The 24,395-nt window shown below is 64.3% G+C and carries 28 protein-coding genes, 1 tRNA gene and 2 pseudogenes (1 of these 31 running past the window's edge); 17 read left to right on the plus strand and 14 right to left on the minus strand.

All coding sequences use genetic code 11. From position 1 onward, the window contains the following. A pseudogene (gene uvrA / locus EGH24_RS10380) lies at positions 1-1,402 on the minus strand (excinuclease ABC subunit UvrA); it reaches 1,547 nt to the left of the window's first position. Between the two features lie 194 nt (positions 1,403-1,596). On the opposite strand from uvrA, the gene EGH24_RS10385 reads away from it, so the two are divergent. The 6 genes from EGH24_RS10385 (at position 1,597) to EGH24_RS10410 (ending at position 6,505) form a co-directional block, all read left to right on the plus strand. Beyond that, positions 1,597-1,890, plus strand: a complete 294-nt coding sequence (locus EGH24_RS10385; RefSeq protein ID WP_142980072.1) for a DUF7562 family protein — start codon at positions 1,597-1,599, stop codon at positions 1,888-1,890. An 80-nt stretch (positions 1,891-1,970) separates the two neighbouring features. Beyond that, positions 1,971-3,311: a ribonuclease catalytic domain-containing protein gene (locus EGH24_RS10390; RefSeq protein ID WP_142980073.1), complete on the plus strand. Its 1,341-nt coding sequence runs from the start codon at positions 1,971-1,973 to the stop codon at positions 3,309-3,311. Positions 3,312-3,354: 43 nt separating this feature from the next. After that, the gene (locus EGH24_RS10395) at positions 3,355-3,648 is read left to right on the plus strand and encodes a hypothetical protein (RefSeq protein WP_142980074.1); all 294 of its coding nucleotides are present in this window, start codon (positions 3,355-3,357) and stop codon (positions 3,646-3,648) included. A 54-nt stretch (positions 3,649-3,702) separates the two neighbouring features. Then, positions 3,703-4,935, plus strand: coding sequence for an MBL fold metallo-hydrolase (locus tag EGH24_RS10400; protein WP_142980075.1), 1,233 nt, complete (start codon positions 3,703-3,705; stop codon positions 4,933-4,935). Between the two features lie 56 nt (positions 4,936-4,991). After that, positions 4,992-5,065, plus strand: a tRNA-Pro gene (locus EGH24_RS10405). A 162-nt stretch (positions 5,066-5,227) separates the two neighbouring features. Further along, entirely contained in the window at positions 5,228-6,505 is a 1,278-nt protein-coding gene (locus EGH24_RS10410) for a hypothetical protein (protein WP_142980076.1), read from the plus strand. A 67-nt stretch (positions 6,506-6,572) separates the two neighbouring features. Here the strand turns inward: EGH24_RS10410 and EGH24_RS10415 are convergent, their stop codons facing one another. The 6 genes from EGH24_RS10415 to EGH24_RS10440 all read right to left on the minus strand — a co-directional run bounded on the left by EGH24_RS10415 (position 6,573) and on the right by EGH24_RS10440 (position 11,406). Then, entirely contained in the window at positions 6,573-6,791 is a 219-nt protein-coding gene (locus EGH24_RS10415; RefSeq protein ID WP_142980077.1) for a TrmB family transcriptional regulator, read from the minus strand. 199 nt (positions 6,792-6,990) lie between these two features. Further along, positions 6,991-8,835 (minus strand): FAD-binding protein, encoded by a 1,845-nt coding sequence (locus EGH24_RS10420; RefSeq protein WP_142980078.1) that lies wholly within the window; start codon positions 8,833-8,835, stop codon positions 6,991-6,993. 42 nt (positions 8,836-8,877) lie between these two features. Beyond that, the gene (locus tag EGH24_RS10425; protein WP_142980079.1) at positions 8,878-9,780 is read right to left on the minus strand and encodes a succinate dehydrogenase/fumarate reductase iron-sulfur subunit; all 903 of its coding nucleotides are present in this window, start codon (positions 9,778-9,780) and stop codon (positions 8,878-8,880) included. Position 9,781: 1 nt separating this feature from the next. Then, on the minus strand, positions 9,782-10,153 hold the full coding sequence (locus EGH24_RS10430) for a succinate dehydrogenase (RefSeq protein ID WP_142980080.1): 372 nt from the start codon (positions 10,151-10,153) through the stop codon (positions 9,782-9,784). A 2-nt stretch (positions 10,154-10,155) separates the two neighbouring features. Beyond that, entirely contained in the window at positions 10,156-10,581 is a 426-nt protein-coding gene (sdhC, locus tag EGH24_RS10435; RefSeq protein ID WP_142980081.1) for a succinate dehydrogenase, cytochrome b556 subunit, read from the minus strand. 207 nt (positions 10,582-10,788) lie between these two features. Then, positions 10,789-11,406 carry a histidine phosphatase family protein gene (locus EGH24_RS10440; RefSeq protein ID WP_142980082.1) on the minus strand — a complete coding sequence of 206 codons (618 nt, stop codon included), beginning with the start codon at positions 11,404-11,406 and terminating at the stop codon, positions 10,789-10,791. A 373-nt stretch (positions 11,407-11,779) separates the two neighbouring features. Here EGH24_RS10440 and EGH24_RS10445 point away from each other — a divergent pair, with 373 nt between their 5' ends. The 4 genes and pseudogenes from EGH24_RS10445 to EGH24_RS10460 all read left to right on the plus strand — a co-directional run. Beyond that, positions 11,780-12,565: a helix-turn-helix transcriptional regulator gene (locus EGH24_RS10445; RefSeq protein WP_142980083.1), complete on the plus strand. Its 786-nt coding sequence runs from the start codon at positions 11,780-11,782 to the stop codon at positions 12,563-12,565. A 90-nt stretch (positions 12,566-12,655) separates the two neighbouring features. Beyond that, complete coding sequence (gene msrB, locus EGH24_RS10450; RefSeq protein ID WP_142980084.1) at positions 12,656-13,063, plus strand: peptide-methionine (R)-S-oxide reductase MsrB; 408 nt, start codon at positions 12,656-12,658, stop codon at positions 13,061-13,063. A gap of 9 nt (positions 13,064-13,072) precedes the next feature. Then, entirely contained in the window at positions 13,073-13,705 is a 633-nt protein-coding gene (msrA, locus tag EGH24_RS10455) for a peptide-methionine (S)-S-oxide reductase MsrA (protein ID WP_142980085.1), read from the plus strand. 63 nt (positions 13,706-13,768) lie between these two features. After that, positions 13,769-14,578: pseudogene (locus tag EGH24_RS10460) on the plus strand (enoyl-CoA hydratase/isomerase family protein); the annotation flags it as partial. Positions 14,579-14,583: 5 nt separating this feature from the next. On the opposite strand, the gene bioB reads toward EGH24_RS10460, so the two are convergent. The 3 genes from bioB to EGH24_RS10475 all read right to left on the minus strand — a co-directional run bounded on the left by bioB (position 14,584) and on the right by EGH24_RS10475 (position 17,513). Next, the gene (gene bioB, locus EGH24_RS10465; RefSeq protein ID WP_142980087.1) at positions 14,584-15,681 is read right to left on the minus strand and encodes a biotin synthase BioB; all 1,098 of its coding nucleotides are present in this window, start codon (positions 15,679-15,681) and stop codon (positions 14,584-14,586) included. A 69-nt stretch (positions 15,682-15,750) separates the two neighbouring features. Further along, positions 15,751-17,016, minus strand: a complete 1,266-nt coding sequence (locus EGH24_RS10470) for a DHH family phosphoesterase (protein ID WP_142980088.1) — start codon at positions 17,014-17,016, stop codon at positions 15,751-15,753. Positions 17,017-17,075: 59 nt separating this feature from the next. Continuing rightward, positions 17,076-17,513, minus strand: a complete 438-nt coding sequence (locus EGH24_RS10475; protein ID WP_142980089.1) for a universal stress protein — start codon at positions 17,511-17,513, stop codon at positions 17,076-17,078. A 90-nt stretch (positions 17,514-17,603) separates the two neighbouring features. Between EGH24_RS10475 and EGH24_RS10480 the strand changes: the two genes are divergently transcribed. After that, positions 17,604-18,053 (plus strand): universal stress protein, encoded by a 450-nt coding sequence (locus EGH24_RS10480; RefSeq protein WP_142980090.1) that lies wholly within the window; start codon positions 17,604-17,606, stop codon positions 18,051-18,053. Positions 18,054-18,070: 17 nt separating this feature from the next. Here the strand turns inward: EGH24_RS10480 and EGH24_RS10485 are convergent, their stop codons facing one another. Together EGH24_RS10485 and EGH24_RS10490 are read right to left on the minus strand one after the other, a co-directional pair. Next, a complete protein-coding gene (locus EGH24_RS10485; protein ID WP_142980091.1) occupies positions 18,071-18,622 on the minus strand; it encodes a GNAT family N-acetyltransferase in 552 nt (183 codons plus the stop codon). Continuing rightward, positions 18,619-18,984 carry a universal stress protein gene (locus EGH24_RS10490; RefSeq protein ID WP_142980092.1) on the minus strand — a complete coding sequence of 122 codons (366 nt, stop codon included), beginning with the start codon at positions 18,982-18,984 and terminating at the stop codon, positions 18,619-18,621. The genes EGH24_RS10485 and EGH24_RS10490 overlap by 4 nt, the downstream gene beginning before the upstream one ends. 103 nt (positions 18,985-19,087) lie before the next feature. Between EGH24_RS10490 and EGH24_RS10495 the strand changes: the two genes are divergently transcribed. Next, positions 19,088-19,813 (plus strand): DUF5806 family protein, encoded by a 726-nt coding sequence (locus tag EGH24_RS10495; protein WP_142980093.1) that lies wholly within the window; start codon positions 19,088-19,090, stop codon positions 19,811-19,813. Positions 19,814-19,894: 81 nt separating this feature from the next. Then, a complete protein-coding gene (locus EGH24_RS10500; protein WP_142980094.1) occupies positions 19,895-20,251 on the plus strand; it encodes a hypothetical protein in 357 nt (118 codons plus the stop codon). 41 nt (positions 20,252-20,292) lie between these two features. Here EGH24_RS10500 and EGH24_RS10505 read toward each other — a convergent pair whose 3' ends face one another. After that, positions 20,293-21,444: an aminopeptidase gene (locus EGH24_RS10505; protein ID WP_142980095.1), complete on the minus strand. Its 1,152-nt coding sequence runs from the start codon at positions 21,442-21,444 to the stop codon at positions 20,293-20,295. Positions 21,445-21,556: 112 nt separating this feature from the next. Between EGH24_RS10505 and EGH24_RS10510 the strand changes: the two genes are divergently transcribed. Continuing rightward, the gene (locus EGH24_RS10510; RefSeq protein ID WP_142980096.1) at positions 21,557-22,453 is read left to right on the plus strand and encodes a decarboxylating 6-phosphogluconate dehydrogenase; all 897 of its coding nucleotides are present in this window, start codon (positions 21,557-21,559) and stop codon (positions 22,451-22,453) included. Between the two features lie 40 nt (positions 22,454-22,493). On the opposite strand, the gene EGH24_RS10515 is transcribed toward EGH24_RS10510, so the two are convergent. Continuing rightward, entirely contained in the window at positions 22,494-23,147 is a 654-nt protein-coding gene (locus EGH24_RS10515; protein ID WP_142980097.1) for a helix-turn-helix domain-containing protein, read from the minus strand. 120 nt (positions 23,148-23,267) lie between these two features. Here EGH24_RS10515 and EGH24_RS15780 point away from each other — a divergent pair, with 120 nt between their 5' ends. The 3 genes from EGH24_RS15780 (at position 23,268) to EGH24_RS10520 (ending at position 24,380) form a co-directional block, all read left to right on the plus strand. Next, the gene (locus EGH24_RS15780; RefSeq protein WP_281284936.1) at positions 23,268-23,396 is read left to right on the plus strand and encodes a hypothetical protein; all 129 of its coding nucleotides are present in this window, start codon (positions 23,268-23,270) and stop codon (positions 23,394-23,396) included. Beyond that, the gene (locus EGH24_RS15395) at positions 23,393-23,566 is read left to right on the plus strand and encodes a hypothetical protein (RefSeq protein WP_185903302.1); all 174 of its coding nucleotides are present in this window, start codon (positions 23,393-23,395) and stop codon (positions 23,564-23,566) included. Before EGH24_RS15780 ends, EGH24_RS15395 begins: the two co-directional genes overlap by 4 nt. Before the next feature lie 235 nt (positions 23,567-23,801). Continuing rightward, positions 23,802-24,380 carry a 2Fe-2S iron-sulfur cluster-binding protein gene (locus EGH24_RS10520; protein WP_142980098.1) on the plus strand — a complete coding sequence of 193 codons (579 nt, stop codon included), beginning with the start codon at positions 23,802-23,804 and terminating at the stop codon, positions 24,378-24,380. Positions 24,381-24,395: the final 15 nt, after the last annotated feature.

The following is a 24,395-nucleotide window of genomic DNA, read 5'->3' on the forward strand; positions in this document are numbered from 1 at the left end:
CCTCCANNCCCTCGAAGTGNNNCNNCGCCTCGCCGATCGACATTTGGTTGACCTCGGTGATCGACGTACCGTCGACGAGAACGTGGCGGGACTGCTCTTTGAGTCGTGTACCGTCGCACTCAGGGCATTCGGTGACGGCCATGTACTCCTCGATGTGCTCCCGGGTGCCGTCCGAGTCGGTTTCGACGTGCCGGCGACTCAAGTTCGGGATCACGCCCTCGAACCGCTTTTCCTTCCGGCGGGTGCCGTTGCGGGTCGACCGCTCGAAGACGACCTGTCGATCCGTCCCGTAGAGGAACTGCTGTTGGATGTCATCATCGAGTTCGTTCCACGGCGTATCGACGCTGACGCCGAAGTGGGCGGCGACCGCGTCGATCCGCGTGCGGTAATACGAGCGGTTGTAGCTCCACGCCTCGAAGACGTGCTTGAGGGGTTTACTCGGATCCTGAATGACGAGGCCCTCATCGACTTCCTTCGCTTGGCCGATGCCCTCACACTCCGGGCAGGCTCCATAGGGGCTGTTGAACGAGAACGACCGCGTTTCGATCTCGGAGAACTGGAAATCACTGTTCGGGTTACCGAGCGTTTCGGAAAACTCGACGGTCAGTCGGTCGTCGCCGTCGCCAGCGAGATCACCCGTCGAGCGTGTGTTCGACCCGATTGGCGGTTCCTCAGGGGGATCAGGAATAATCACCTTGAGGACGCCGTCGGCCTCCTCAAGTGCGGTTTCGACGCTGTCGGTGATCCGCGAGCGAGCATCCTCGGTGAGCTTCACGCGGTCAACGATCACGTCGATCGTGTGATCGTAGTTCTTGTCGAGGTCCGGCGTCTCCATTGTCAGATCGTACTGCTCGCCGTCGACTTCGACACGCGAGTAGCCCTTGCTGACGAGGTCCTCGAACAGGTCCTCGAAGGCACCCTTCTGGTCGCGGACAATCGGTGCGGCGATCATCGCTCGCGTTCCCTCGGGGAATTCGAGGAGTTGTCGCACCATCTCCTGTGCACTCTGCTCGCCGACTTCCTCGCCAGTGACTGGGTCGTACTGGGTGCCAGNNCGGGCGTANAGCAGNCGCAGNTAGTCGTGGAGTTCGGTGACCGTNCCGACCGTCGACCGCGGGTTGTTGGCGGCGTTCTTCTGATCGATNGAGATGGCCGGCGACAGCCCCTCGACGNNNTCNACNTNCGGNTTGTCCATCTGNCCGAGNAAGTTGCGGGCGTAGGCCGACAACGACTCGATGTAGCGTCGCTGTCCCTCGGCGTAGACCGTGTCGAACGCCAGCGAGGATTTGCCGGAGCCTGACAGGCCAGTGACGACAGTCAGTTCCTCGCGGGGAATCTCGACATCGAGTTCCTTCAGGTTGTGTTCCTCCGCGCCGCGGACCTCGATGACATCGCGGCTCATCGTGTGCGAATCACCCGGACGCGTCGAGAAATGATCGGTGTAGCGACGGAACAGTTCATACCACAGGCAGGGGTTCGACCGACTTAACGCGCCCGTTCCGTGGGGCTGGATGTCGTGGTCGAAGCGTCTCGGCTGCCGATATTTTCCGCAAACTGAAACAAACGCTAAGTGGGTCGCAGTTGTACCGATGTGGTATGCTGGGCTCCGGCGGTGATGAGTCGACGGTCGTCTGCATCGCCTGCGGTGAGTCGGTGCCGCGTACGGAGGCCCGCGAGTACGACAAGACCGGCAACCGCTGGGAGCGACACGACAAAGACTTCGAACATTTCTGCAAGGACTGTTTTCGAGAATTATCCCACCAACCGCGGTCGGGGCTAGAATCCATGCTGGCCGACATCGAGGACGACGGCCTCTCGGAAACGGAGTTCATTCGCCGCTATCTCGACCGCGTCGACGACGATAACGCGGTCGAAGAGCCCGATTCCTGAGTGACTGTCGCCGCGGCGAGTGACCCCCCTCGTCGCGGCCGCCCGACACGTCTTTCTACCGGCCACCCGTTGGCTTGGCCATGTCAGATGCTCAAGCCGACGCCGGCACTGCCGAGGGGCAGGGTCCGGTGCGGATCACCGAGGCCGTCGCCGACCGCCTCGCGGAGAAACGCGCCGATCTCTTCGAGGAGTTCGAGATCAACGACGAGTTCCCCAGCGACGTACTTGTCGAAGCGCGCAAGCGCACCGAGGACGTCTATGCGGAGATCGAAGCCGAACTCGACGAGCGACGCGACCTCCGCGAGCTGACGGCGTGGACAACCGACCCGGCCGATGCCCAAGACTTCGACGACGCGATCAGCATCGAGGAGGGCAAGGAGACCTACACGCTGTGGGTCCACATCGCCGACGTAAGCCACTACGTCCATCCCGGCTCCGAAATGTGGGCCGAGGCGGTCGAGCGCTGCAACACCGTCTATCTCCCTGCCTACACGGTGCACATGTTGCCACCGGTGTTGGCCGAGACCGTCTGCTCACTCGTCCCCGAGGAAGATCGCCTCGCTCACACTGTCGAGATGACCATCGACCGCGAGACGCTCTCCTTCGAGGAGGTCGACATCTACAAATCCGTCATCCACAGTGACGAGCGACTCACCTACACCGAGGCCGAAAACCGAATCGAGGAGGAGGGCGCGCCGCTCCACGAAGAGTGCAACCTCGTCTACGAGCTGGCCGACCAACTCCACGAACAACGGAAGGAAGACGGCTCGCTCGTGCTCAACCCCTCACGAGATCGCGCCCACACCATCGTCGAGGAGTGCATGCTCAAAGCGAACAAAGCCGTCACGCACGAACTGATGTGGGATCGCGGCGTCGAAGCGATGTACCGCGTCCACCCACAGCCGACGCCCGACCAGTGGAACGAGGCTCTCAAAGAGATTCAGGATCTCGACGGTGTCTCGATCCCCGGCGGCTCATGGGACGAACCGCGAAAAGCCGTCAACGCCGCGCTCGAAGAATCGCCGGGTCGGCAACTCAACAAGATCCAACGCGCCGTCCTCAAAGTGATGCCGCGCGCCAAGTACATGAACGACCCCTTCGGCGGGCATCACGCGCTGAACTTCGATATCTACGGCCACTTCACCAGCCCGATCCGCCGATTGTCGGACCTCATCAACCACTGGATCGTTGCCGAAAACGACGTACCCGAGGATCTGATCGAACTCTGTGATCGCGCCTCAGATAAGCAAAAAGACGGCGAAACGGTCGAACGGCTCTACAAGCAGTACATGGAGGAACTCCACCTCGAAGGCCACGCGATCAACGACCGCGGGCTGGAAGTCGTCGAGGACGCTGAACTTGCCGAGATGGACGACGAGGAACGCGAGAAAATCCACGAACTGCCGGAAACTCAGCGGTAGCGACTGCCGCGAGACTCAAATAGCGGGAGCCCAAAGAACAACCGTGGACGCTACCCGTCTCAACGACGCCCTCCAAGCCGAATTCGATAGCTCCGCCGCTGACCGCCGCGTCGTCGTCCGCCAAGCAACCGATCTCGCCGACGCAGGGAAACCCGAAGCCGACCGCGGCGTCGCCCTCACTGTCGACGACGTCGTCGATCACCTGCAGGACGCCCCCGACGGCGCGGACCTCGTCGACCGCTGGAACTGGTGGCTCGGCGCGCTCGATCTCGCCTACGGCGGCTACCAACAGTTCACCGTCCAAGCGCGAGCCGACGACCCGGAACTGGATACGTAGCCGCCCAGCCCCGGATCGACGGATGAAAACGTCGCCAGCGACGACTCAGGCGTAATGGACGTGCAGTTTCTCGGCGGAGCCGACGAAGTCGGCCGGAGTGCGATCCTCGTTAACGACCGCCTCCTGCTCGATTACGGAGTGCAGACAGCAACGCCGCCGCAGTACCCCGTCGGCGATATCGAGCCCAACGCCGTCGTCGTCTCGCATGGCCATCTCGATCACGCCGGCGCGGTGCCGACGCTGCTGTCCGGCGACCGCCGACCCGAGGTTCACTGGACACCGCCGACTGCCGATCTGACTCGGATTCTCGCCCGCGATACGCTCAAACTCCACGGCGGCACCATGCAGTGTCCCTTCACCGAGACCCACGTCGCCCGCCTCGGTGAGGTCGAGTACCGACACGGCTACCGGGAGTCCTTCGAGGCGGCAGGCCACGAAATCACGTTCTACGACGCCGGCCACATTCCCGGCAGCGCGCACGTCCTCGTCGATGACGGCGAGACGCGGCTGCTCTATACTGCGGATTTTCACACCGACGACACCCGCCTGCTATCGGGATCGACTGCCCGGCCCGACGCGGATGTCGTCATCTGTGAATCGACGTACGCGAACGTCAGCCACGAGGACCGCGAGGCAGTCGAAGCGCGATTCGCGGAGACGACGCGGACGACGCTCTGGGAGGGCGGCACGGTCGTCGTCCCGGTGTTCGCCATCGGCCGGACACAGGAGTTGCTCATGGTCTGTGCCGCCCACGACATCGAGTGCTACGTCGATGGGATGGGCGTCGAGGTGCTCTCCATGCTGCGGCAGCATCCCGACTTTCTGCGGGACGCCGACGCGCTCGACCAGGCGGCCCGCCACGCCCGCGAGGTCACTGGCCGCGACGGGCAGCGAAAGCGGATCGCCGCCCAGAACACCGTCATCGTCACGACAAGCGGGATGCTCTCCGGCGGGCCAGCGATGACCTACATCCCGGAAATCAGAACCGACCCAGTGAACCGGATCTCGCTGACCGGCTACCAGGTCGAAGGAACGCCCGGACGGCAACTGCTGGAGACGGGACGGTGTGAGCTCGACGGCGGGATCTATCCGGTCGCCGCCCAGACGGAGCTGTTCGATTTCTCCGCCCACGCCGACCACGACGGGCTCCGGTCGTTGCTCGATGCCTACGACGACGCGACGGTGCTCGTCAATCACGGCGACGACTGCGAGGGGTTCGCCGCCGAGTTACGCGAGGACGGCGTTGACGCCAGCGCGCCAACGCTCGGCGAGCAAGTGACGGTCTGACCCGGCGGGACGGGTAACGAAACGCTTTACACCACGACACCGGTAGCGTAGGCTGCGGGCTCGTGGGTTAGCTTGGCCATACTTCGGGCCTTGGGTGCCCGTGACCCCGGTTCGAATCCGGGCGAGCCCATTCAAACCGACGAGCGAAGCGAGTCGTGTTTGAGTTTCTGCGAGCGCGGATTCGAAGCAGGGAGAGACGCGAACAGCGTGAGCGGAGCGACTGAGGTTCGAATCCGGGCGAGCCCAGTATCTATCGCGCGGCTTTTTCCGGCTACTGCTCCAACAACGGACAATGTCGTGGTCACGACGCCGAGTAGTAGCCGGGCTGAGCGCGGCGACGATAGCCACAGCCGGCTGTCTCGACAGCGATGACACCGCCACGTCGGGACCAACCGGGTCGCCACCGACGCTACCAGCGACGGCGACGTACGTCTACACCCACCTGCGAGCCAGCGGCAACCGTGTCCTGCAGGGCAGCGGCAGCATCGCTGACGCATCCCCCGTCGAAATCGATATCAGCGGCCGCCCGGCATGGCTGCTCGCCAGCGGCGCGACCGACAGCTACTGGACGGTCGTGACGACCGAGGGCGTCGCCACCACCTACCGCGTCAGCGACGGCCACAGCGAACAGGTTGTCGACCACGGCACCGTCCCGATACCGCCAGTAGGCTACCGTGCGGGCGGGACACCCGAACTCGTAGGCCGCCCTGCAGACTGCGCCGAACACACCCATCCAGTCCCTATCGACGGCGGCTTGTGCTACGTCGCCAGCAACGGCGATGTCGTGGTCTGGCGCGACGCGTCGCCAACGCGGCTGGATGTGTCCGCGCCGGTCGACGCCCGCCTCGTCGCCGTCGACGACAGCCGGCTTGCGGTCTACGGCGCGAAAACGCCCCGCTACCGTCACGGCGCGCTCGGCGATACGATCGAAGGTGGCAGTATGGCGATTATCGACACCGACACCGAGCGCGTCGTGACGACGATCGAACTCGACGCGCCCGCTGTGTTTGAGGACCTGTCACCGCTGGTGGCCGACCTCGACGGCGACGGTGAACGAGAACTGGTCACGACGGTCGCAGATTCGGCCGACGGGGCTCGAATCCGCGTGTATGATGCTGACGGCGAGGAACTAGCGACGGGACCGATCTACGGCTCCGGCTGGCGACACCAACACTGTGTCGCGCCGTTCGGCCCGGCCGGTGGACGGGAACTTGCAGTTGTCAGAAAACCCCATGTCGATCGAACAGTCGAGTTCTACCGCCTCGCTGACGGCGAGCTATCGGTCGTGGCGACGCGCGAGGGGTATTCGAGCCACACCTACGGCTCCCGAAACCTCGACGGCGGCTTGGCTGGCGACCTCAACGGCGACGGCCAGCCGGAACTGCTCGTACCGACGACAGACCGCTGGACGCTCGACGCGCTCCACCGAACCGGCAGCAGTATCAACGTGGTGCGGTCGTTCGAACTCGATGGCCCGCTGACGACGAACCTGACCGGCGTCGCACTCAACGACGACCGCGTTGCTGTCGGGGCTGGAACCGCTGATCACGTGCGGATCTGGCAGGGATAAACGCGGCCGGCGGAGTCGTAGCTGCGGAGAAAATCGGTGCCCGGAGGAGGTTAGCTTGACTGGCAGCTCAGGCCAGCGCGTAGCTGTCGCCGTTTTTCGTGATCAGGTCCTCTTTTTCGAGGCATTTGAGGACGCTGTACAGGGAAATTTTCTTCATGTCGAGGCCGTTTTGAAGCTCACTGATGGTCACAGTGCCGTTCATCGAAAGGAAGAGATACACAAGCTTTGCGCGGGGGGACTGGAGTTCGCCCGGAAGCGAGATCTGTGCAGCGGTCTCAGCGATCATATCTACCCCTTGGCTTCGACAATAATAAATGTGGGCTACGTCGTTCGTCGAACCCGCCGCGGCGGCCGAAACGCCCGTTTTCTGGGGTTTCATCGCGTCTCCCGGATTCCGCGTTGACAATCATGATCGACAGCGAGGGCTACTGAGCGGTCGTCTTTCGACTGGTGACGTATGGAAAAGGTTCACACGGTAAGCGGCGTCAGTAGCTGCGGACTTTCGGCTCGTATTTCTTGTTCTCGCCTTCGAGGATGACCGGGCGGTACCAGAGTTCCGGATTCCCGTCGTTCCACGACAGCATCGTGTGTTTCAGCCACTCGTCGTCCTTCCGTTCCTGGGCTTCGGCGCGCCAGTGCGCGCCGCGGAACTCCTTGCGGGCGAGCGCGCCGACCGTGATCGACTCGGCGAGATCCAGCAGGTTCCGCGTCTCGATNGTNTGNAGNAGGTCGGTGTTGAACGTCTGTGAGGGGTCCTTGACCGACACGTTCTGGTAGCGGTCGCGTGCGGCCCGAATTTCTCGTAGGGCTTCCTTGAGCCCCTCCTCCTCGCGGAAGACGTTGACTTTCGAGGTCATGGTTTCCTGTACGTCCGCCCTGACCTCGGAGTGGTGAACCCCGTCGTCTTTGCCCATGAGTTCGTCAATGCGCTGGCGTTCGGTTTCGACCGCATCTTCGAGCAGCGTGTCAGGATCGGCCGCACCGCCCGCAGCGACCGCACCGCCGTCGGCGACGGCATCGCCAGGCGAGCCAGGCTCGCCGAGTTCGACCGGGCTGTCGACAGTGGCGCGCTCGAACTCGCCGCGCTGGCCCGTTTCGATCTCGGCAGGTTCCATCTCCTTGCCGGCGGCGTGGTAGCCGGCGCGCTTGCCGAAGACGATGAGTTCNGGCAGCGCGTTNCCNCCGAGNCGNTTNGNGCCGTGGACCGANNCACAGGCACACTCGCCGGCGGCGTANAGNCCGNNGANGCANGTNTCGCCGTNCTCGTNNGTCTCGATGCCGCCCATNNNGTANTGCTGNCCGGGNTTGACCGGCATCGGCTCNTCNANNCCGTCCACGCCTTCGAAGTCCTCCGCGAGGTGGAGGATGTTCTCGAGACGGTCGACGATGCGCTCCTCGCCAAGGTGGCGCATGTCGAGGTAGACGTACTCGTCTTCGACGCCGCGCCCCTCGTTCACCTCCGTCAGTTCGGCGCGAGAGACGACGTCACGGGAGGCGAGTTCGCCGTCGTTGTTGGCGTACCCCTGCTCGAACATGAACCGCTCGCCGTCGGCGTTGTAGAGGATGCCCCCCTCGCCGCGGACGCCCTCGGAGATGAGGACGCCCGTACTCGGGAGCGTCGTCGGGTGGAACTGCACGAACTCCATGTCNTCNANCGGGACGCCNGCNCGGTANGCCATNGCCNGGCCNTCNCCGGTACAGGAGACGGCGTTGGTCGTGTGGTCGAAGGCCTGTCCGGGGCCGCCGGTGGCGAGGATGACGCCGTCGCGGGCCTTGAAGCCCGAAACTTCGCCGGTCGCCACGTCGTAGCCGACGACGCCGTGGCAGTGGCGGTCCTCGGGTCGCTCTTCGTCGGTGACCGCGAGGTTCATCACGTGCCACTCGTCGTAGACCTCAATCCCTCGCTTAACGACCTGCTCGTAGAGGGTGTGCAGCAGGTGGTGGCCGGTTTCGGCACCGGCGTAGGTNGTNCGCGGGAACGANAGCCCGCCNAANGGCCGCTGNGAGACGCGNCCGTCGTCCTCCCGCGAGAACGGCATCCCCCAGTGTTCGAGCTGGATGGTCTCGCCCGGGCTGTCCTGACAGAGGGTCTCGATAGCCGGCGCGTCGCCGAGGTAGTCGGACCCCTTCATCGTNTCGTANGCGTGGTCNNNCCAGNNGTCGCCNTCNCGNAGNGCGGCGTTGATGCCGCCTTCGGCCGCGCCCGTGTGGCTCCGCACCGGGTGGAGTTTCGAGACGATCGCTACGTCCGCGCCCACCTCGTCGGCGGCGACCGCTGCGCGGAGGCCCGCACCGCCCGCACCGACGACGATGACATCGTGTTCGTACATAATTTTTTGTTGGATTGTGTTGGGTCTGGAGTGCCTTGAGGGTTACCAGAATTTCAGGTTCTTCTTGACTGCTTCGCGTTTCAACTCTTGGATGTGTTCCGTCAGTGGGATGTCTTTCGGACAGACGTTGGTACAGGAGAACTGGGTCTGACACCGCCAGACGCCGTGTTCCTGCTCGATGGTTTCGAGTCGCTGGCGGGTACGCTCGTCGCCCTCGCGGTCGTCCATCGCAAACCGGTAAGCCTTGTTGAGCGCGGCCGGCCCGAGGTACTCGTTGTCGCCGGCGGCGATGTTACACGAGGAGAAACACGCCCCACACCAGATACACCGCGTCGACATCTTGACCTTCTCGCGGTTTTCGCGTGACTGTCGCTGCTCTTCGAGGTCGCCGTCAGGCGTCTCGTCGGGATCGAAGTACGGATCGACCGCTTCCATCTCCTCGTAGAAATGGTCCATGTCGACGACGAGGTCCTTGACGACATCTTGATGCGGCAACGGCTCGATCCGGATCGGCTCTTCGAGGTCGGAAATCTGGGTCTTGCAGCCGAGTCGCTGCTGACCGTTGACGAAGAACGCGTCGGAGCCACAGACCGCCTGCCGNCAGGAGTGNCGGAAGGTNAGCGAGGNGTCGNAGNNNTCCCGCGCNNACATCANNGCNTCGAGNACNGTCATCCCCTTCGTGAACGGNACGNGGAACGTGTCGAACCGCGGTTCCTGTTTGCCTTCGACTTCGGGATCGTAGCGGAAGACCCTGATCTCGCGTGTGTCTTCGTTGGCCTCCGCCTCGTCGGCGGCTTTTTCGGCCTGTCGCTTGTCCCGATCGACGCGGTCGGCCGCTTTTTTGTCCTCGCGTCGCTGTTGGGCCGCCGGGGTCGACTCCGCCTCGTCGGCGGGTCCCTCGGCGGCCGGTTCCTCGGATTCCTGTTGTGGTGGTTGCGTGCTCATGTTAAAGTACCCCGATGCCTGCCCATGCGTTTGCGGTTCGGACGCCCTGGACGAGGAGGACGACGCTGGCGGCGACGAGTGTCCACTTCACTACTTGGCGTTTCGTCCCTGTCAACCCTTGGTTGATCAGCGCGTTGTAGACGCCGTTGACGCCGTGGAACGTCGCCGTGAAGAGGAAAAGGATCATCAGCGAGTAGTAGGTCCACATCTCCATCCGCGACTGGCTCAGCGCGAAGGTCACCTCATCGGCGTGATAGACGAAGTGCAAGAGGAAGAAGTGGAAGGCGAGCACGATCACGAGGAACGCCGCCGTGATGCGCTGCCACAGCCAGAGCCGCCCGCCTTTCGTGAACGAGGAGTAGTGTTCAGCCATCGTTAGAATGCCCCCGCGACGAACGTCGGCACGGAGGCGACCGTGATCGCTCCCGTGAGGATGACCGACGCGTAGAAGCTCTTGTCCTGCGATTCGAGTCCGATACCGAGATCCACGAGCAACAGCCGGAGCCCGTTGAGGATGTGGAACACCGCCACCGCCAGCAAGCCCACCTCAAGGATGCGCACCAACAGCAGGCTTTCGAGCGTGACGATCGTGTTCGTGTAGATGTCCCCGCCGGCCGCGAGCGTCGATGGGTCCGCACTCGCCGCCGGGATGGCGGTGCTGAGCACGGCGATGTGGGTGAACAGATACCCNANNAGNACCCAGCCGGTGAACTTGTGGAAGATCCACGCCCACATNCCNGCGGAGAACTCCNNCCACCGNCCGAAGCTCTCGATCGTGCCCCGATTGTACGACTGACTCATATCGTGTGTGGGTGCGTCCCGCGCTGGTATAGAAGTTACGTCGTCGACCGCGACGACCGCCAGTGAGCGCGCGGTTCCGCCCCGCCGACTGGACGTGTGTTCGGTTCTCGTCACTGTGGCGCGGCAGTGTCAATATATCGCTGACACTACCCGGAATCAACACGCCGCTGGCAACGTGCCGCTCGCACCACGTCACTATCGACGCGACTAATCGAGGTGATCGGTCTTGCCCGAAAAGCCGAGTTCCCACGCGTCGCCAACGCGGTCCATTCGCGTGAGCCCACACAGCGGCGCGTCAACGCCCTCGGTCGAGCCGACGAGGCCGCGAACGACGCCGCCGATCGTCAGCCCGTGGCCGACCATCAGCACGCGGCCGTCGTGGGCATCGGCGATCCGGCGAGCGGTTTCGCCGGCGCGTGTTTCGGCCTCGTCGTGCGTCTCGGGAAATTTCGGGATGACGAACGGCTCGTGGTCGTCGCGGATCGGCTCGAAGTAGTCGGCCAGCGTCTCATGGGAGAGCGTTTCGGGCTCGCTGTCGAACCACTCCGCGTTGCGGTGTTCGCCGAGACCCGGTTCGAGCCCCGCCTCGCCGCCGATTTCGCCACAGATTTCGGCGGTCGTTTGGACGGCACGCAGGAACGGCGAGCAGTAGATCGCCTCGAAGTCGATGCCGTTGTCAGCGAAGAAGTGACCGCACCGCCACGCCTGCCAGCGACCCAGCTCCGTCAGTCCGGGATCGTGAACGCGGGCAGCGGTCAGCTCCCAGTCGGGGTCGACCGTGTCCTGTCGTTGGCCGTGGCGGACGGCCCAGACGGTCTCCGTCATGGCCGGCACTGCGAACTGGTGACCTATAGCTGTAGTGGCTGGCTACGCTCGTCGCCGATCAGGAGGTGGATTCGAAAACGGCCAACCGAGCCACCGGCGGGACTGGAACACGATTGAGTTTCCACCACGCGACCCGCTCGGCGGGACGACCGGTGGCCGGCGACCGGCAGTGGAGGGCCGACGTGTGGACAAAGCGGGGGAAGCGATCGGTGGAGAGGGCCGAGGGGTCAGTGGTGGACAGACGGGCGTTGAACCCCCGTCCATATTATGCCACTTACGGGTCTCAGACCGAGTTTTCTCTAGGCGGTTCGAAGGCGTGTACCCCTACCGAAATTATATACCCCCACACGAATACTGTTCAATACGATAACAGATGGCGGAGCAGAGTCCTCACGAGCTACTCTACACCGTCAACCGGCGGTGGGACTGCCTGCAGGCGATCGTCGAGGAGCCACAGGAGAAACGCGAGCTCGTGGAGACGCTGTCGATGCCGCGCTCAACGCTGGACACCGTCGTCCGCGAGCTCGAAGGGGCCGATCTGGTGACCTACCACAACGGTGTCTGGCAGCCGACCGTCGCCGGCGAGGCCACCGCCGAAGTGTATGCCGACTGCACGGCGTCGATCCGCTCGATCAACGCCGCGGGGGACGTGCTGTCGCCGCTGTCGAGCGATCACGACCTGCCGAAGGCCGTCCTCGACGGCGCGGAGAGCTATCCGGCCGAGGACCCAGTGCCCGACGCAGTACTCACGGAGTTCCTCGATCGGATCGCCGCAGCCGACCGGATCAACGGCGTCGCGCCGCGCGCGCTGTCGGGATACACCGACCGCGTCTTCCGAGCGGCCGCCGACAACGACACGACGCTGGAGATGATTCTCGCGGACTCCGTCTTTTCGCAGTTGTCGTCGATGGATCCTGAGACCGTCGTCGACCGCCTCAAGGGCGACGTGTTCTCGGGGTACCGCGCCACGATCGACGCCGAGTTCGGCTTCTGGCTCGGCGAGAACCCGGATCACGTCGGCCTCATCATCTACGCCGACCGCGGCGTCCACGGCCTCGTTATCAACGACTCGCCAGCGGCTGTCGACTGGGCGACCGATTGCTATGAGTCGATCCACGCCGATGCCGAGGAGATCACACCGGCCGACGTGACGCCGTGAAACCGTGGGACAGTACGGCCGAAACAGCGTTCGTCCGTGCGACGGGCACAGCGGCGCGAGACCTTTACCGCTGTGGCCACTTCCATGTGTATGAGCAACCAACCCGACAGCCAGCAGCCCGAAACCGACGAGGAGTGGAAAGAAGTGCTCTCGCCGGAGGAGTACAAGATCCTCCGCGAGGAAGGGACGGAACCCCGTGGCTCCTCGCCGCTGTTGGAGATCAGCGACGACGGCGTCTTCCGCTGTGCCGGCTGCGGGCAGCAGCTGTTTACGACCGATGAAAAATTCGAGTCCGGCACCGGCTGGCCGAGTTTCTACGATCCGGCCGACAGCGACGCCGTCGAGACGCGGCCGGATCACAGCCTCGGCCGCACCCGCACGGAAGTCGTCTGTAGCAACTGCGAGGGCCACCTCGGCCACGTCTTCGACGACGGGCCCGAGCCGACCGGGAAACGCTACTGCATCAACGGCCTCGCACTCGATTTCGACGAGGAGTAGATCGCGTCGATGTCGCCGACACCGAACCAGATCGAAGTTTTCGATCGCGACGCTCCCGGCAGCGACGCAACCGAGACGGCGACGTTCGCGCTGGGCTGTTTCTGGGGCCCGGACGCCCAATTCGGCGCGCTCGACGGCGTCGTCCGCACCCGCGTCGGCTACGCTGGCGGGACAGCGGTCGATCCGACGTATCACGACCTCGGTGATCACACCGAGGCGTTCCAAGTCGACTACGACCCGGACGTGCAATCGTTCGGCGACCTGCTCGATCTCGTCTTTCGGAGTCACGACCCGAACCAACAGACACGAAAAACACAGTACCAGAACATCGTTTTCGTCGCAACGGCCGACCAGCGCGGGGCCCTCACCGACTACCTCGAATCGAACGGCTACACAGCCGACGGGATCGCAACCCGGATCGAACAGCTCTCACGGTTCTATCCGGCCGAGGACTACCACCAGAAGTACAGCCTCCGAAACGAGCAGCCGCTCTTTCGGACGTTCGAACAGGCCGGCTACGACGACGAGGAGCTACGGGAGTCGCCAGCGGCCGCGAAGCTGAACGCCTACGCTGCGGGCCACGAAATCGGCGACGACCACGACCTCGGCACCGCGGACAATCGTACCGTCCACAGCACGTAAGCACAGCCGAGGCGGAACGTTGAATCGCCGCCCGCCAGTATGTCGATTATGGCCCTGAACACCGACGATAGCGACGCGACTCCCGACGCCGAGTTCGAGACGCTGCGGATCGACCGAACCGACAGCGTCGCCCGCGTCGTCCTCGATCGGCCAGATGATCTGAACACGATCACGCCGACGCTGTTGGACGAACTGTCGGCCGCCATCGACGACCTCGACGCCGACAACGACGTTCGCTGTCTCCTCCTGACTGGCGCGGGCGACCGCGCGTTCTCAGCGGGTGCGGACCTCTCGGCGTTGGCGGCCGACGGGATGACCGGCCCTGACGGCGTCGAACTCGCCCGCCACGGCCAGCAGACCTTCGGCAAACTGGAGGCTTGCGACACGCCCGTCGTCGCCGCCATCGATGGCTTCTGTCTCGGCGGCGGGATGGAGTTGGCGACGGCCGCGGATCTCCGCATCGCCACCGACGGCTCGATGTTCGGCCAGCCGGAACACGATCTCGGGTTGCTGCCGGGGTGGGGCGGTACCCAACGGCTCCCGAATCTGATCGGTGAAAGCCGCGCCAAGGAGATCATCTTCACTGGTGGTCGCTACGCCGCCAGCGAGATGGCCGACTACGGCTTTCTGGCCCGCGTCGTCGAGGGCGACGAGTTCGAGACGGTCGCCATGGAGCACGCCGAGCAGTTGGCCGCGGGACCACCGCTCGCCCAGAAATACACCAAACGCGCGATGCGCGCCGGGCGCGACGACACCGACGCCGGCCTCGAAATCGAGGCCCACGCATTCGGCCAACTGCTCGATACGGAGGACTTCAGTGAGGGCGTCAACGCCTTCAGCAACGACGAGGAACCGGAGTTTACTGGCGAATAACAGCGTCAGTCGTCGGCACTCGATTCGACTGCGGCGTCCTCCGCATCCGCGTCGGCACTGGCTGCCGCTTTGACGCGCTCGGGGTCGAACTCGTTGACGGCGGTATTGGGTTCGAGCCCGGCGTCTTCGATCACCTCGATATCGGTTGCGGCTGACTGGCCACCCGTCGTCAAATAGTCGCCGGTCAGCAGGCCGTCCGCGCCGGCTTCGAATGGCCAGTGCTGTTCGTCCTCGGCGAGGTTGACCTCGCGGCCGCCGGTGAGTCGGACGCGAGCGGTCGGATGGAGGAGTCGATAAACGGCGATGGTTTTGATCAGGTCGGTTTTCGAGATCGCAGCCGAGTCGCGGTCGCCGAGCGGCGTTCCCTCGATCGGATTGAGGATGTTGACCGGCAGCGATGAGACGCCGATCTTCCGGAGTTCAAGCGCGGCATCGACGCGGTCGGCCGGCGTCTCGCCCATCCCGAGAATGACGCCCGCACAGAGGTCCATGCCGGCGTTCTTCGCTCGGCGGAGCGTCTTGAGGCGGTCCTCGAAATCGTGCGTCGAGACGATCTCGTCGAAATACCGCGGCGAGGTCTCGATGTTATGGTTGTAGTGGTTGAGCCCCTCGTCGGCGAGGATGTCGGCTTCTTCCTGCGTGAGTAGCCCGAGGCTGGCGTCGATTTCGACAGCCGTCTCATCGCGGACGAGCCGGACGGCACGGAGGACGTCTTCCCACTCCTCGGGGCGTTTTTCCTTGCTGACGCCCTTCTCGGCGACGACAATGCCGAACCGCTGAGCCCCGTCGGCCTCGGCGCGTTTCGCGGCCGCCAGAATTTCCTCGGGATCGAGGAAGCCGTGGGTTTCGATGCCGGTATCGAAATGCGCGGATTGGGCGCAGAAGCCGCAGTCCTCGGCGCAGTTGCCGGCCTTGGCGTTGACGATGCTGCAGGCATCGACAGTGCCGTCGCCGAGCGTCGCTCGCACCGTGTCGGCCGCGGCGGCGAGTTCGTCGACCGGCTGGGCCAACAGCGCGATGGCGTCCGTGCGGTCGATAGCCTCGCCGTCGAGAACGCGGGCAACCGCGTCGTCGATGGTCCGGTTTCCTGTCTCGTAAACCACGTCCGACTGTGTCGTTTACCGGATAATAAGTCTCAGGGATTCATCACAAGGGAGCTACCCCGATCGTCACTACTGGTCGGCCTCGTCGTCCGCGTCGGCGTCCGCGTCGTCGCCCTCGCTTTCGTCGTCTGCGGCCATCTCCTCGGCGACGCGCTCGAAGGCCTGTAGGATCACGCGTTTCGTCGTCTCACCCTTCGTCGTCCAGTGGTAGGCGTAATCCATCATGTCGTCGTAGATGTCGGGTTTACAGCCCGCCGCTTTCGGGTGGCCGCCGCCGTTGACCTGCCGGGCGACCAGATGGGCCTGCTCGAAGTTCTCGCCGCCGCGGATGCTCGCGCTGCCGGAGGGTTTGACGATGACCGCGGCGTCCGCGCCCGCGGCCTGCAATTCGTCGGCGACCTCGTTCTGGGAGCAGCGGCCGTAGGTGACGCCGACCGTCCACGGGCCGACCGATTTGTAGGCCGCGCGGTCGACTGCCTTTTCGATGAGCTGGTTCTTTCTGACGCGGCGGTGGCTGATGTAGTCGGTGACTGGCTGCGGGAGCGACGCGCCATACGCCCCGACGACGGCGGCGTACTCCTCGGCATCAGTCCAGAAGGCGTAGTCGGCCAAATCCTTGCTGCGGGGATCGTCGTTGATCCAGAGGTCGTGATCCCGCGTGACTGCGGCCAACTCGGTGAAGCGATCCTGGAACTCGTAGTCCAGCGAGCGGAGCGTCACGTCCGTGCTGCACTCCTCGTCGGAGTCGCCGACGACGAGATCAACGCCGGCATCGCGGACGCCATCGGCGGCCTCCTCGGGCCACTGGTGGTGATCATACCACGCGACGCGGTCGCTCAGATCGAGGACGGCTTCCAGCGGCTCGGCGATTGAGGCGTACTCATCGGGCGCGATATCGCAGACGTAAACGTCGAGTCCCGGCTCGGCGTAGGCGGCGACGTACTCCAGCGATTCGGTCAGCGAGTGCGGCCCGGCGGCGATGAGGCCGACCGCGGAGTCCGGCGTGTCGGCGGCCTCAGCATCCGCATCGTCCGTGTCGTCCATCGTACTGTCGACCGCGCCACCGTCATCGTCAGCGAGCCGTGCCTCGATATCGTCGAGAAACGGCTCGACATCGAGCGCGGCGTCGTACAGCTCCCGAATGAGCGCGACACAGCCGAGGCCGTCGGCGTCGGAGTCGGTAACGACAACCGCGTCCGCGCCGTCGATGGCCGCTTTGGCTCGCTCCTCGCTGCGGTCTTCGTCGAGAGAGTCAGGATAGAAGAAGCCGGTGCCAGGGAGTACTGACCGGCGTTCGAGCGGGAGTTCGCTGCTGTCGATGAGATCGTCGTCCATGGAGGCGACTCCGTCGGCGACGGTGAAAACTCTCCGGTGTTCGCCGCGAGGCTGAGGGATCAGGCCGCTTCGGCGTCCGAGAGTTGCCGAACCGTCAACACCGGGACCGGACAGGTGCGGACGACGCGCTCGGCGACACTACCGAGCAAAAACCGGTTTTCGCCGTGGCGGCCGCGCGTCCCGGTGGCGACCATGTCGGCGTCGACCGCGGCAGCGTACTCGGTGATCTCGTCGGCTGGTCGCCCTTCCCGCACCGCCGTCGTCACCGGCTGATCGGTGTCGGCTGTGACGACCGCAAGGGCCTCGTCTGCCTGCGTGGTGAGGGCCTCACGGAGGTCAGTGCGGACGGACTCCGGCGAGGAATCGACCTCAGTGGTGTCGATCACGGACAGCGCGTGGACGCTGGCGTCGAACCGCGCGGCGAGATCGAGGGCGACCGAGACCGCCCGGCTGACGCTCTCGGAGCCGTCGGTTGCGACCACAATCGTCTCGAACATAGCTGCGGGTTCGGGGGCCGAAAGTAAAAACCCGCTCCTCCGGCGGCGACGGAAGGGAGTGTTTTTGTGGCCGCCGGGGGTTGGTCCGGTATGGCGGAACTCGAAGTCGACCTCGTGATCGTCCCCGTCGACGGGAGCGACGAGTCCCGGACGGCCGTCGAGTACGCGGTCGGGGTCGCCGACCGATACGACGCGACCGTCCACGCGGTCTACGTCCTCGGCGAGCCGACCGTCCGCGGGATGGACAGCGGCGCGGTCGCCGCCGACGAGGTCGCTGACGACACCGAAGCCTTCGGCGATATCGTCCGCGAAATCGCCGGCGAGGCCGACGTGTCGCTGTCGACCTCAGTCGTCCAAGGGTTCTCGAAGGAAATCAAGACGCTCCACCCCGGCAGCGTCGTTCTCGATACGGCCGAGGAACTGGATGCTGATTTCGTCGTCATCCCGCGAGAGCCCGCAGCCGACGCCGACAGCGACGTGTTGGAAAAAACAGCCGAGTACGTCCTCCAGTACGCCAGCCAGCCCGTGCTGTCGGTGTAATTCTCGCAGGGTTCGGGCTATTCCTCGTCGTCGCCGATCCGGATCGCCATTTCGAGTTCGAAGTTCTCCGCGCCGGTCGTCTCGAAGCCGACCTTCTTGTACAGCGAGACGGCCGGATGGTTCCACCGCTCGACGGTGAGCCAGACTTTCGTGATGCCGACGCTTTTCCCGTAGCCAAGCAGCGATTTGATGAGGTTGGTGCCGATACCGGCCTGCTGGTAGTCCTGCAGGACGAAGATAGCCAACTCGAAGTGGTCGCCGTCGGTGTCAGGGACGAGCGTCGCGTGACCGGCAGCCGTGTCGCCGTCCCACGCGATGATGTTGTAACAGTCGTCGGCGAGGATGCCGTCGAGCCACGTCCGGATGCGGGACTCCTTGCCCGGCGGGATCCCCTGTGCGCGATCCTCGGGATCGAATTCGACGTACATCTCGGAGAGGGATTCGTACTCTGCGTCGGAGCCGTCGTACGGACGGATCTCGATCTCGCGGTCCTCGCCGTCGGTGAACTCCCGCGGCGGCGTCGGGAACGGCCCGGAGATCTCGTCCGGATAGCGTCGCTCGGAAGTCATCGAACCAAAGTCACCGTCGTATGTGCGTTCAGCAGCACGAACTCAGCTGTCGACCCGATCGTGATCTTCCCCATCGGACTCTCGGAGCCACCGCCGATGACTAACTCCTCGAACCCTTCGGCCTCAGCGATATCGACCAACTGACTCCCCGGGTCGCCCTCGACGTGGCGGATCGACACGTCGATGCCGGCGTCGTCAGCGACCGCGCGAGCGTCGGCTTCGAGTGCCTCGCGGGCCGCGTCGGCGTGGTCGCCGACGATAGCGACGGTCACATCGTCGCCGGTCGCCGCCGCCCGTGTGGCCGTCCGTTCGAGGGCGGCGACCGACTCGTCGGGGCTCCCGATCCCTACCAGTACATCCATTACGCCAGTTCTCACCGCGCGCCGGCAAAAGCGTTGCCTGTCAGGGACGTCTCCGTCCGCCTGCCCACGCAATGTTTTTCCGCCGGCCGTCCGGAGGGCCGCTATGGACGACGAGCCCACAGCCGGCGAGGCAACCGACCCGGCGGCCGGTGGTGCCGACGACGAGGAGACAGGTGACGCTGTCGAGGAACCCGCAGTTGGTGGTGTCGATGACGAACCGCCAGCCGCTGACGAGCCGAACGTTGACGACGAACCGGAAGCGGACGCTGATGACGAGCCAGCGGCGGACGACGAGGTTCCGGCCGACGTTCGCAAATACGAGCGGTTTACGAAGATNGACGGCGCGNNNTACGACCGNGNNAACGAGTTCCTCCGCGACCGGACGTACATCACGGCTCGCGAGTGGGCGATCGCGCGGCTCTGTGCGGATTTCCGCACCGAGACGGGCGTCGAGATGACGAAGATCGGAGAGAACCTCCCCGAACTCGTCCCGTTCATGACGGACACCTACNNNCCNCAGGCGGTCAATCAGGCGCGNGCCTCCTTCGAGGGGAAGGTTCGGAAGGCCGGTGCGACGTTCCTCTACGGGGCAATGTGCGACTTCTTCACCGCCGAGGAGCTCGACGACCTGATGTACGAGGTGACGGAGATCGCGAAGTTCCTCCTCGAGGTCGAGGGGGTCGANCTCTCNGTCGNNGAGGANCTCGACGCCGAGGAGCGGATTTCGTCGGTGATGCGGGACGTTCGCCAGCAGAGCGCGGAGCTCCGCAGCGAGGAAGTCGAGTGTCCGAACTGCGGACACACGCACACGCCCGAATCGTCCGAATAGGTCGGTCGATCCGGTTGCTCGCGGTGCTGACCTATTAGCTAATTCCAATGATTTAATTACGACATTTGTATTGGGCTAGCCATGGCTGACGAAGCGACGCTCGGCAAACCGACCGACGACCAGCAAACCGACCAGACGGAGATCGTCCTCCTCGACGACGACACCGAACAGGAGATCGGGGCCGTCTCCGCGGAGTCGCCGCCGATTCCCGGTGTCGGCGACCTCGTGAGCCTCCAGAACTTCCAGTTTGGCGACAGTGCCGGCGACGAAACCGAACACCCACGCGGCGAGGAGGACGGAAGTTTCCGCGTCGTCGACCGCGCGATCCACTACTCGATAGCTGACCAAGAGGACGTAGAAACCGAACTGACGACGGAAGTGCTGCTGTACGTCGTCTCGAAAGAGGAGTGGGCGGTTCGTCGCCAGCGCGGGACGTAATTCGAGGCGTCGGTTCCACCAGCGCGAACGGAGCGTCGGTCTCAGGTCGAGTCAGTCGCAAACCCTTCTTCCCAGCGGAAGCGGCCGTTCCGCTGGATCGTTTCATCGTCGACCGCCAGCCGGCTGTTTTCGCTCATATCCGTTAGGAGGTCGGTGTGGACGGCCGACTCGTTGCCGGTTTCGCCGTCGGGCAGGCAGGCGTCGTAGGCGCGGCCGACCGCGAGGTGGACGGTTTCGGCCATTTTTTCGTCGAAGAGAATCCGATCGGTCACGCGGTCGATTCCGCGATTCATCCCGATCCCGAGTTCGCCCAGCCGGCGGGCTCCCGCGTCAGTATCGAGGATTTCCGCGATTACCGCCTCGCCCTGTTCGGCCGCGAAATCGACGACATCGCCGTCCTCGAAGGTGAATCGCACATCTTGGAGGCGAGTGCCGTCGACGGTCATCGGGATATCGAACAGGACAGTTCCCTCGGCGTCGGCCGGCGCGGTGAACACCTCGCCCGAGGGGAGGTTATGGGAGTCGTAGGCGACGGAGGCCGCGCTGTTGACTGCCGTGCGGCCCTCGATCGACAGCCAGAGGTCGGTCTCGCCGGTCTCGATGTGAACTTCGCTGCCCGCATCGAGGATCGTTTTCAGTTGGGCCATTTCGTCAGCCAGGCTCTCCCAGTCGCGGAGGACGGCGTCGTAGACGAAATCCTGGTAGGCCTCGAAGGCCATCCCGGCCTGCTGGGCGAGCGACCGGGTCGGGTGGACCGTCGAAACCCAGTCGGTGTCCATCCGCGCTTCGCGGATCGCGGTGCGTGAGCGGCGGTAGGCCTGCCGGGTCGGGCCCGGCACGTCGGCGGTCGCGGCCGTGTTGTGGCCGGCGTCGAGTCGGAGGTAGACATCCGCCTTTTCGAGTAACGCGAGTTCGTAGGCTGGGTCGGCGTCGAACGCAGGAGGAGTGCTGTCGGCATCGCTGTCGTCGCTGTCATTGCTGTCGTCGCTGCGGGCACGGAGATAGGCGCGGGTCAGTTCGGCTGCGTCGTAGGTCGCCACGAGGTTCGCGTCGCGCTCACCGAGGACTTCGGCGACGGCGACCGCGAGATCGTGAGCACCGTCAGCAACGCTGACGACGACGTTGTCGCCGGGGTCGACGCGGGCACTCCAGTCAACGAGGATCGCGGCATGCTCGCGGATTCGGTCGTCCATACGCCGTGTCGATGGCGGAGGCCTATAGCTTCGGTCCTCACAGCGGGCCGACAGCGCGCTGCGCCGGGCTACAATCAAAACCCCTACCTCACCCCGTCGTATTCGACTCGGTATGCAACTCGGCGTAATCGGTCTCGGACGGATGGGGCGGATCGTTGTCGACCGGACGCTGGCGGCCGGCCACGACGTTGTCGCGTTCGATCTCGACGACGAAGCGGTCGCGGGCGCGGCCGACGCGGGGGCAACGGCGGCCGACTCGATCGGCGATCTCGCCGACACACTCGGCGACGAGAAACGGATCTGGCTCATGGTTCCGGCGGGCAAAGCGGTCGATGCGACGCTCGACGATATCGATCCATACCTCGACGGCGAGGACGTCATTGTCGACGGCGGCAACTCCAAGTTCCAGCGATCGGTCGAGCGCGCGGAGGCCTGCTCGGCCGCCTATCTCGACTGCGGGACCAGCGGCGGCCCNGCNNGCGCGGAGNNCGGCTTCTCGCTGATGGTCGGNGGNCCNNAGNNNGCCTACGANGANCTCNNGCCNGTCTTCGACGCCGTCGCNACCGGNNCGGACGGNCACGACCGGATGGGNCCNNCNGGCGCGGGTCACTACGTCAAAATGGTTCATAACGGCGTCGAGTACGCGCTCATGCAGGCCTACGGCGAAGGGTTCGAGCTACTGGCCGACGGCCGCTACGATCTCGATCTGGAATCCGTCGCCCGCACGTGGAACAACGGCGCGGTGATCCGCTCGTGGTTGTTGGAGCTATGTGAAGAGGCCTTCATCGAGGAGGGCAGCGATCTCGGCGACGTGGCGGATCACGTCGCCGGCGGCTCAACCGGGACGTGGACTGTCGAGGAAGCACTCGAACAGGAGGTGCCGGTGCCACTGATCTACCAGGCACTGGCCGAGCGGTTCGACAGTCGGAACGAAGGCCGGTTCTCTCGGCGACTCGCCAACCGGCTCCGCTATGGGTTCGGACGGCATCACATCGCGCGGAACGGATGACAGGATCGGTGTGAGTGCCACCACCCGACCACAACGCGTTTTACTCCTCGGCTTCGGGCAGCAGCGTGGTCAGCACCAGCGTCTCGATCGCGCGTCTGAGTCGCTCTGAGACCGCTTGATCGGAGATTCCGAACTCGTCGGCGATCTCCTGCGTTGAAATCTCCCGGGGCAGCGAGTAGTAGCCATTTTCGACGGCGTATCTGAGCGTCTCGTGTTGCGGCTTCGTCAGCCCGTGCCACGGGCCTGCGTCGGGGGTGGTTGGGTTGTAAATGCGCCGGACATCAATCGGGTGGTCCGCCTTAGAACAGGCCTCCTGAAACGACGAGAACGCGTCGTGGGAGCGAAACCGGAGCTTGAACACCCACGTGTCCAGTCCGCCTGTCGCCTCAAGCACGTGACCGTCCAGCGACAGCACGCTATCGAGGAAGGTATGATCGTCGGGCGTCCAGTCCAACCGATACAGCGTCCTGTCGTCGTGAACACTGACGACGGTAAGTTCGGCTACCGACGGCTGTGTCCGGACGTATGCTTCGAACGACTCGCGGGTGGGAGCGGAGGTGTGAAACAACAGTACTGAGCGATCACCGAAGGGGAGCAGCGTCTCGAGAGTCACCTGTATATCACCCACCCGGGATAGCATCCGGCCGAGCTGAAACGCCCCCGTGGGAAGTGCCAGTTCGGTGATCACGCTCATGTGAGTGTGTAGATAGGTATCGGGTTAAACCCTCGCTGTGTGACTACCAGCGTTCACAGCCACACCATGATACACCATGGTTATCGGTATACATATCCCACTGGCGACCTGTTACAATATATGATGATCAAGACGGGCGGGCGCGGAATCCGTTGTTCGGTCGCCGGGCAGCACGCTGTCGGCGGGCAGCACGCTGTCGGCGGGACACAGCGGTCCACGCTCCGGCAGCGGTTCGGTGTGAGGGAATGAGCGACACCCCATGGACGGAATCAGTTACAACCCCGCCCGAGTTCGAAACGGCTCTCGGTGAGCTGCTTGCCACAGCCGCCGCAAACGACATCGACGTCCGAGGGAGCTGGGTCTACGACGACAGTGAGTCACACGACAGTTGGGAAGTCCTCGTCTTCGAACTGGAGTGACAACTACTACGCGGACATTCCCGTATGACGTAAAGACGGGCAGACAGCGGGGCGTGGAAGCTACTCCTATCGACCACCCCACCCAGCCGGCCGCTCGTAACTGGACCGGTTACAAGAGGATGGACAGGGACCGACACGGCGACGGATCTACCCCGCTGAGCGCGCCGATTCCGTCTGCCGGCGGCCGAAGCGGAACCTCGTAACTTAATTAACCCCCGATTCCCAACCTCCGTGTATGGTTGACCTTGTGGCGTTCGGCATCGCTGCGGGCTTGGTGTCGGTCTTCGTCGTCCTGCACGTTGCCAAGGGGACTGAGTGGGAGTCCAACCCCGACATTTCCCAAGACATCTTGGAAACGCGGGCAGCGACAGTGCCCGAAACCTCGTTCCCCGAGCCGATGAACCGGTCCATCGGCGGCGGTGGCGGTGCGGTCGCTATCGAAGGCGGCGAGGGTGGCGAGGGCGGCGAGCTCGAAGAGGCCGAACCCGAAGAACAGAGCCCGGCGGATATGCCGGAAGACGAGGTTGAGTACCACGAAATCGAACTCGCCAAACAGGGCGAAACCATCGAGATCGCCAGCAACGAGACGATCCTCGATAAGGCCGAAGACGAAGGGTTCGATCTCCCGTATGCCTGCCGACAGGGCCAGTGTGTCTCCTGTTCGGGCTTCATTCCGGACGGCCCCGCCGAGGACCACGTCGTCCACTACGAGCAGGAAACGTTCACCGACGAGGAAATGGAGGAAGGCTACACGCTGACCTGTGTGGCCTACCCGATTGCGGACTTCACGCTCGAAACCGGCGAAGCACCGTAGCGACGTCGCTCGATT

Source organism: Halonotius terrestris (assembly GCF_006861665.1).
Lineage (GTDB): Archaea > Halobacteriota > Halobacteria > Halobacteriales > Haloferacaceae > Halonotius > Halonotius terrestris.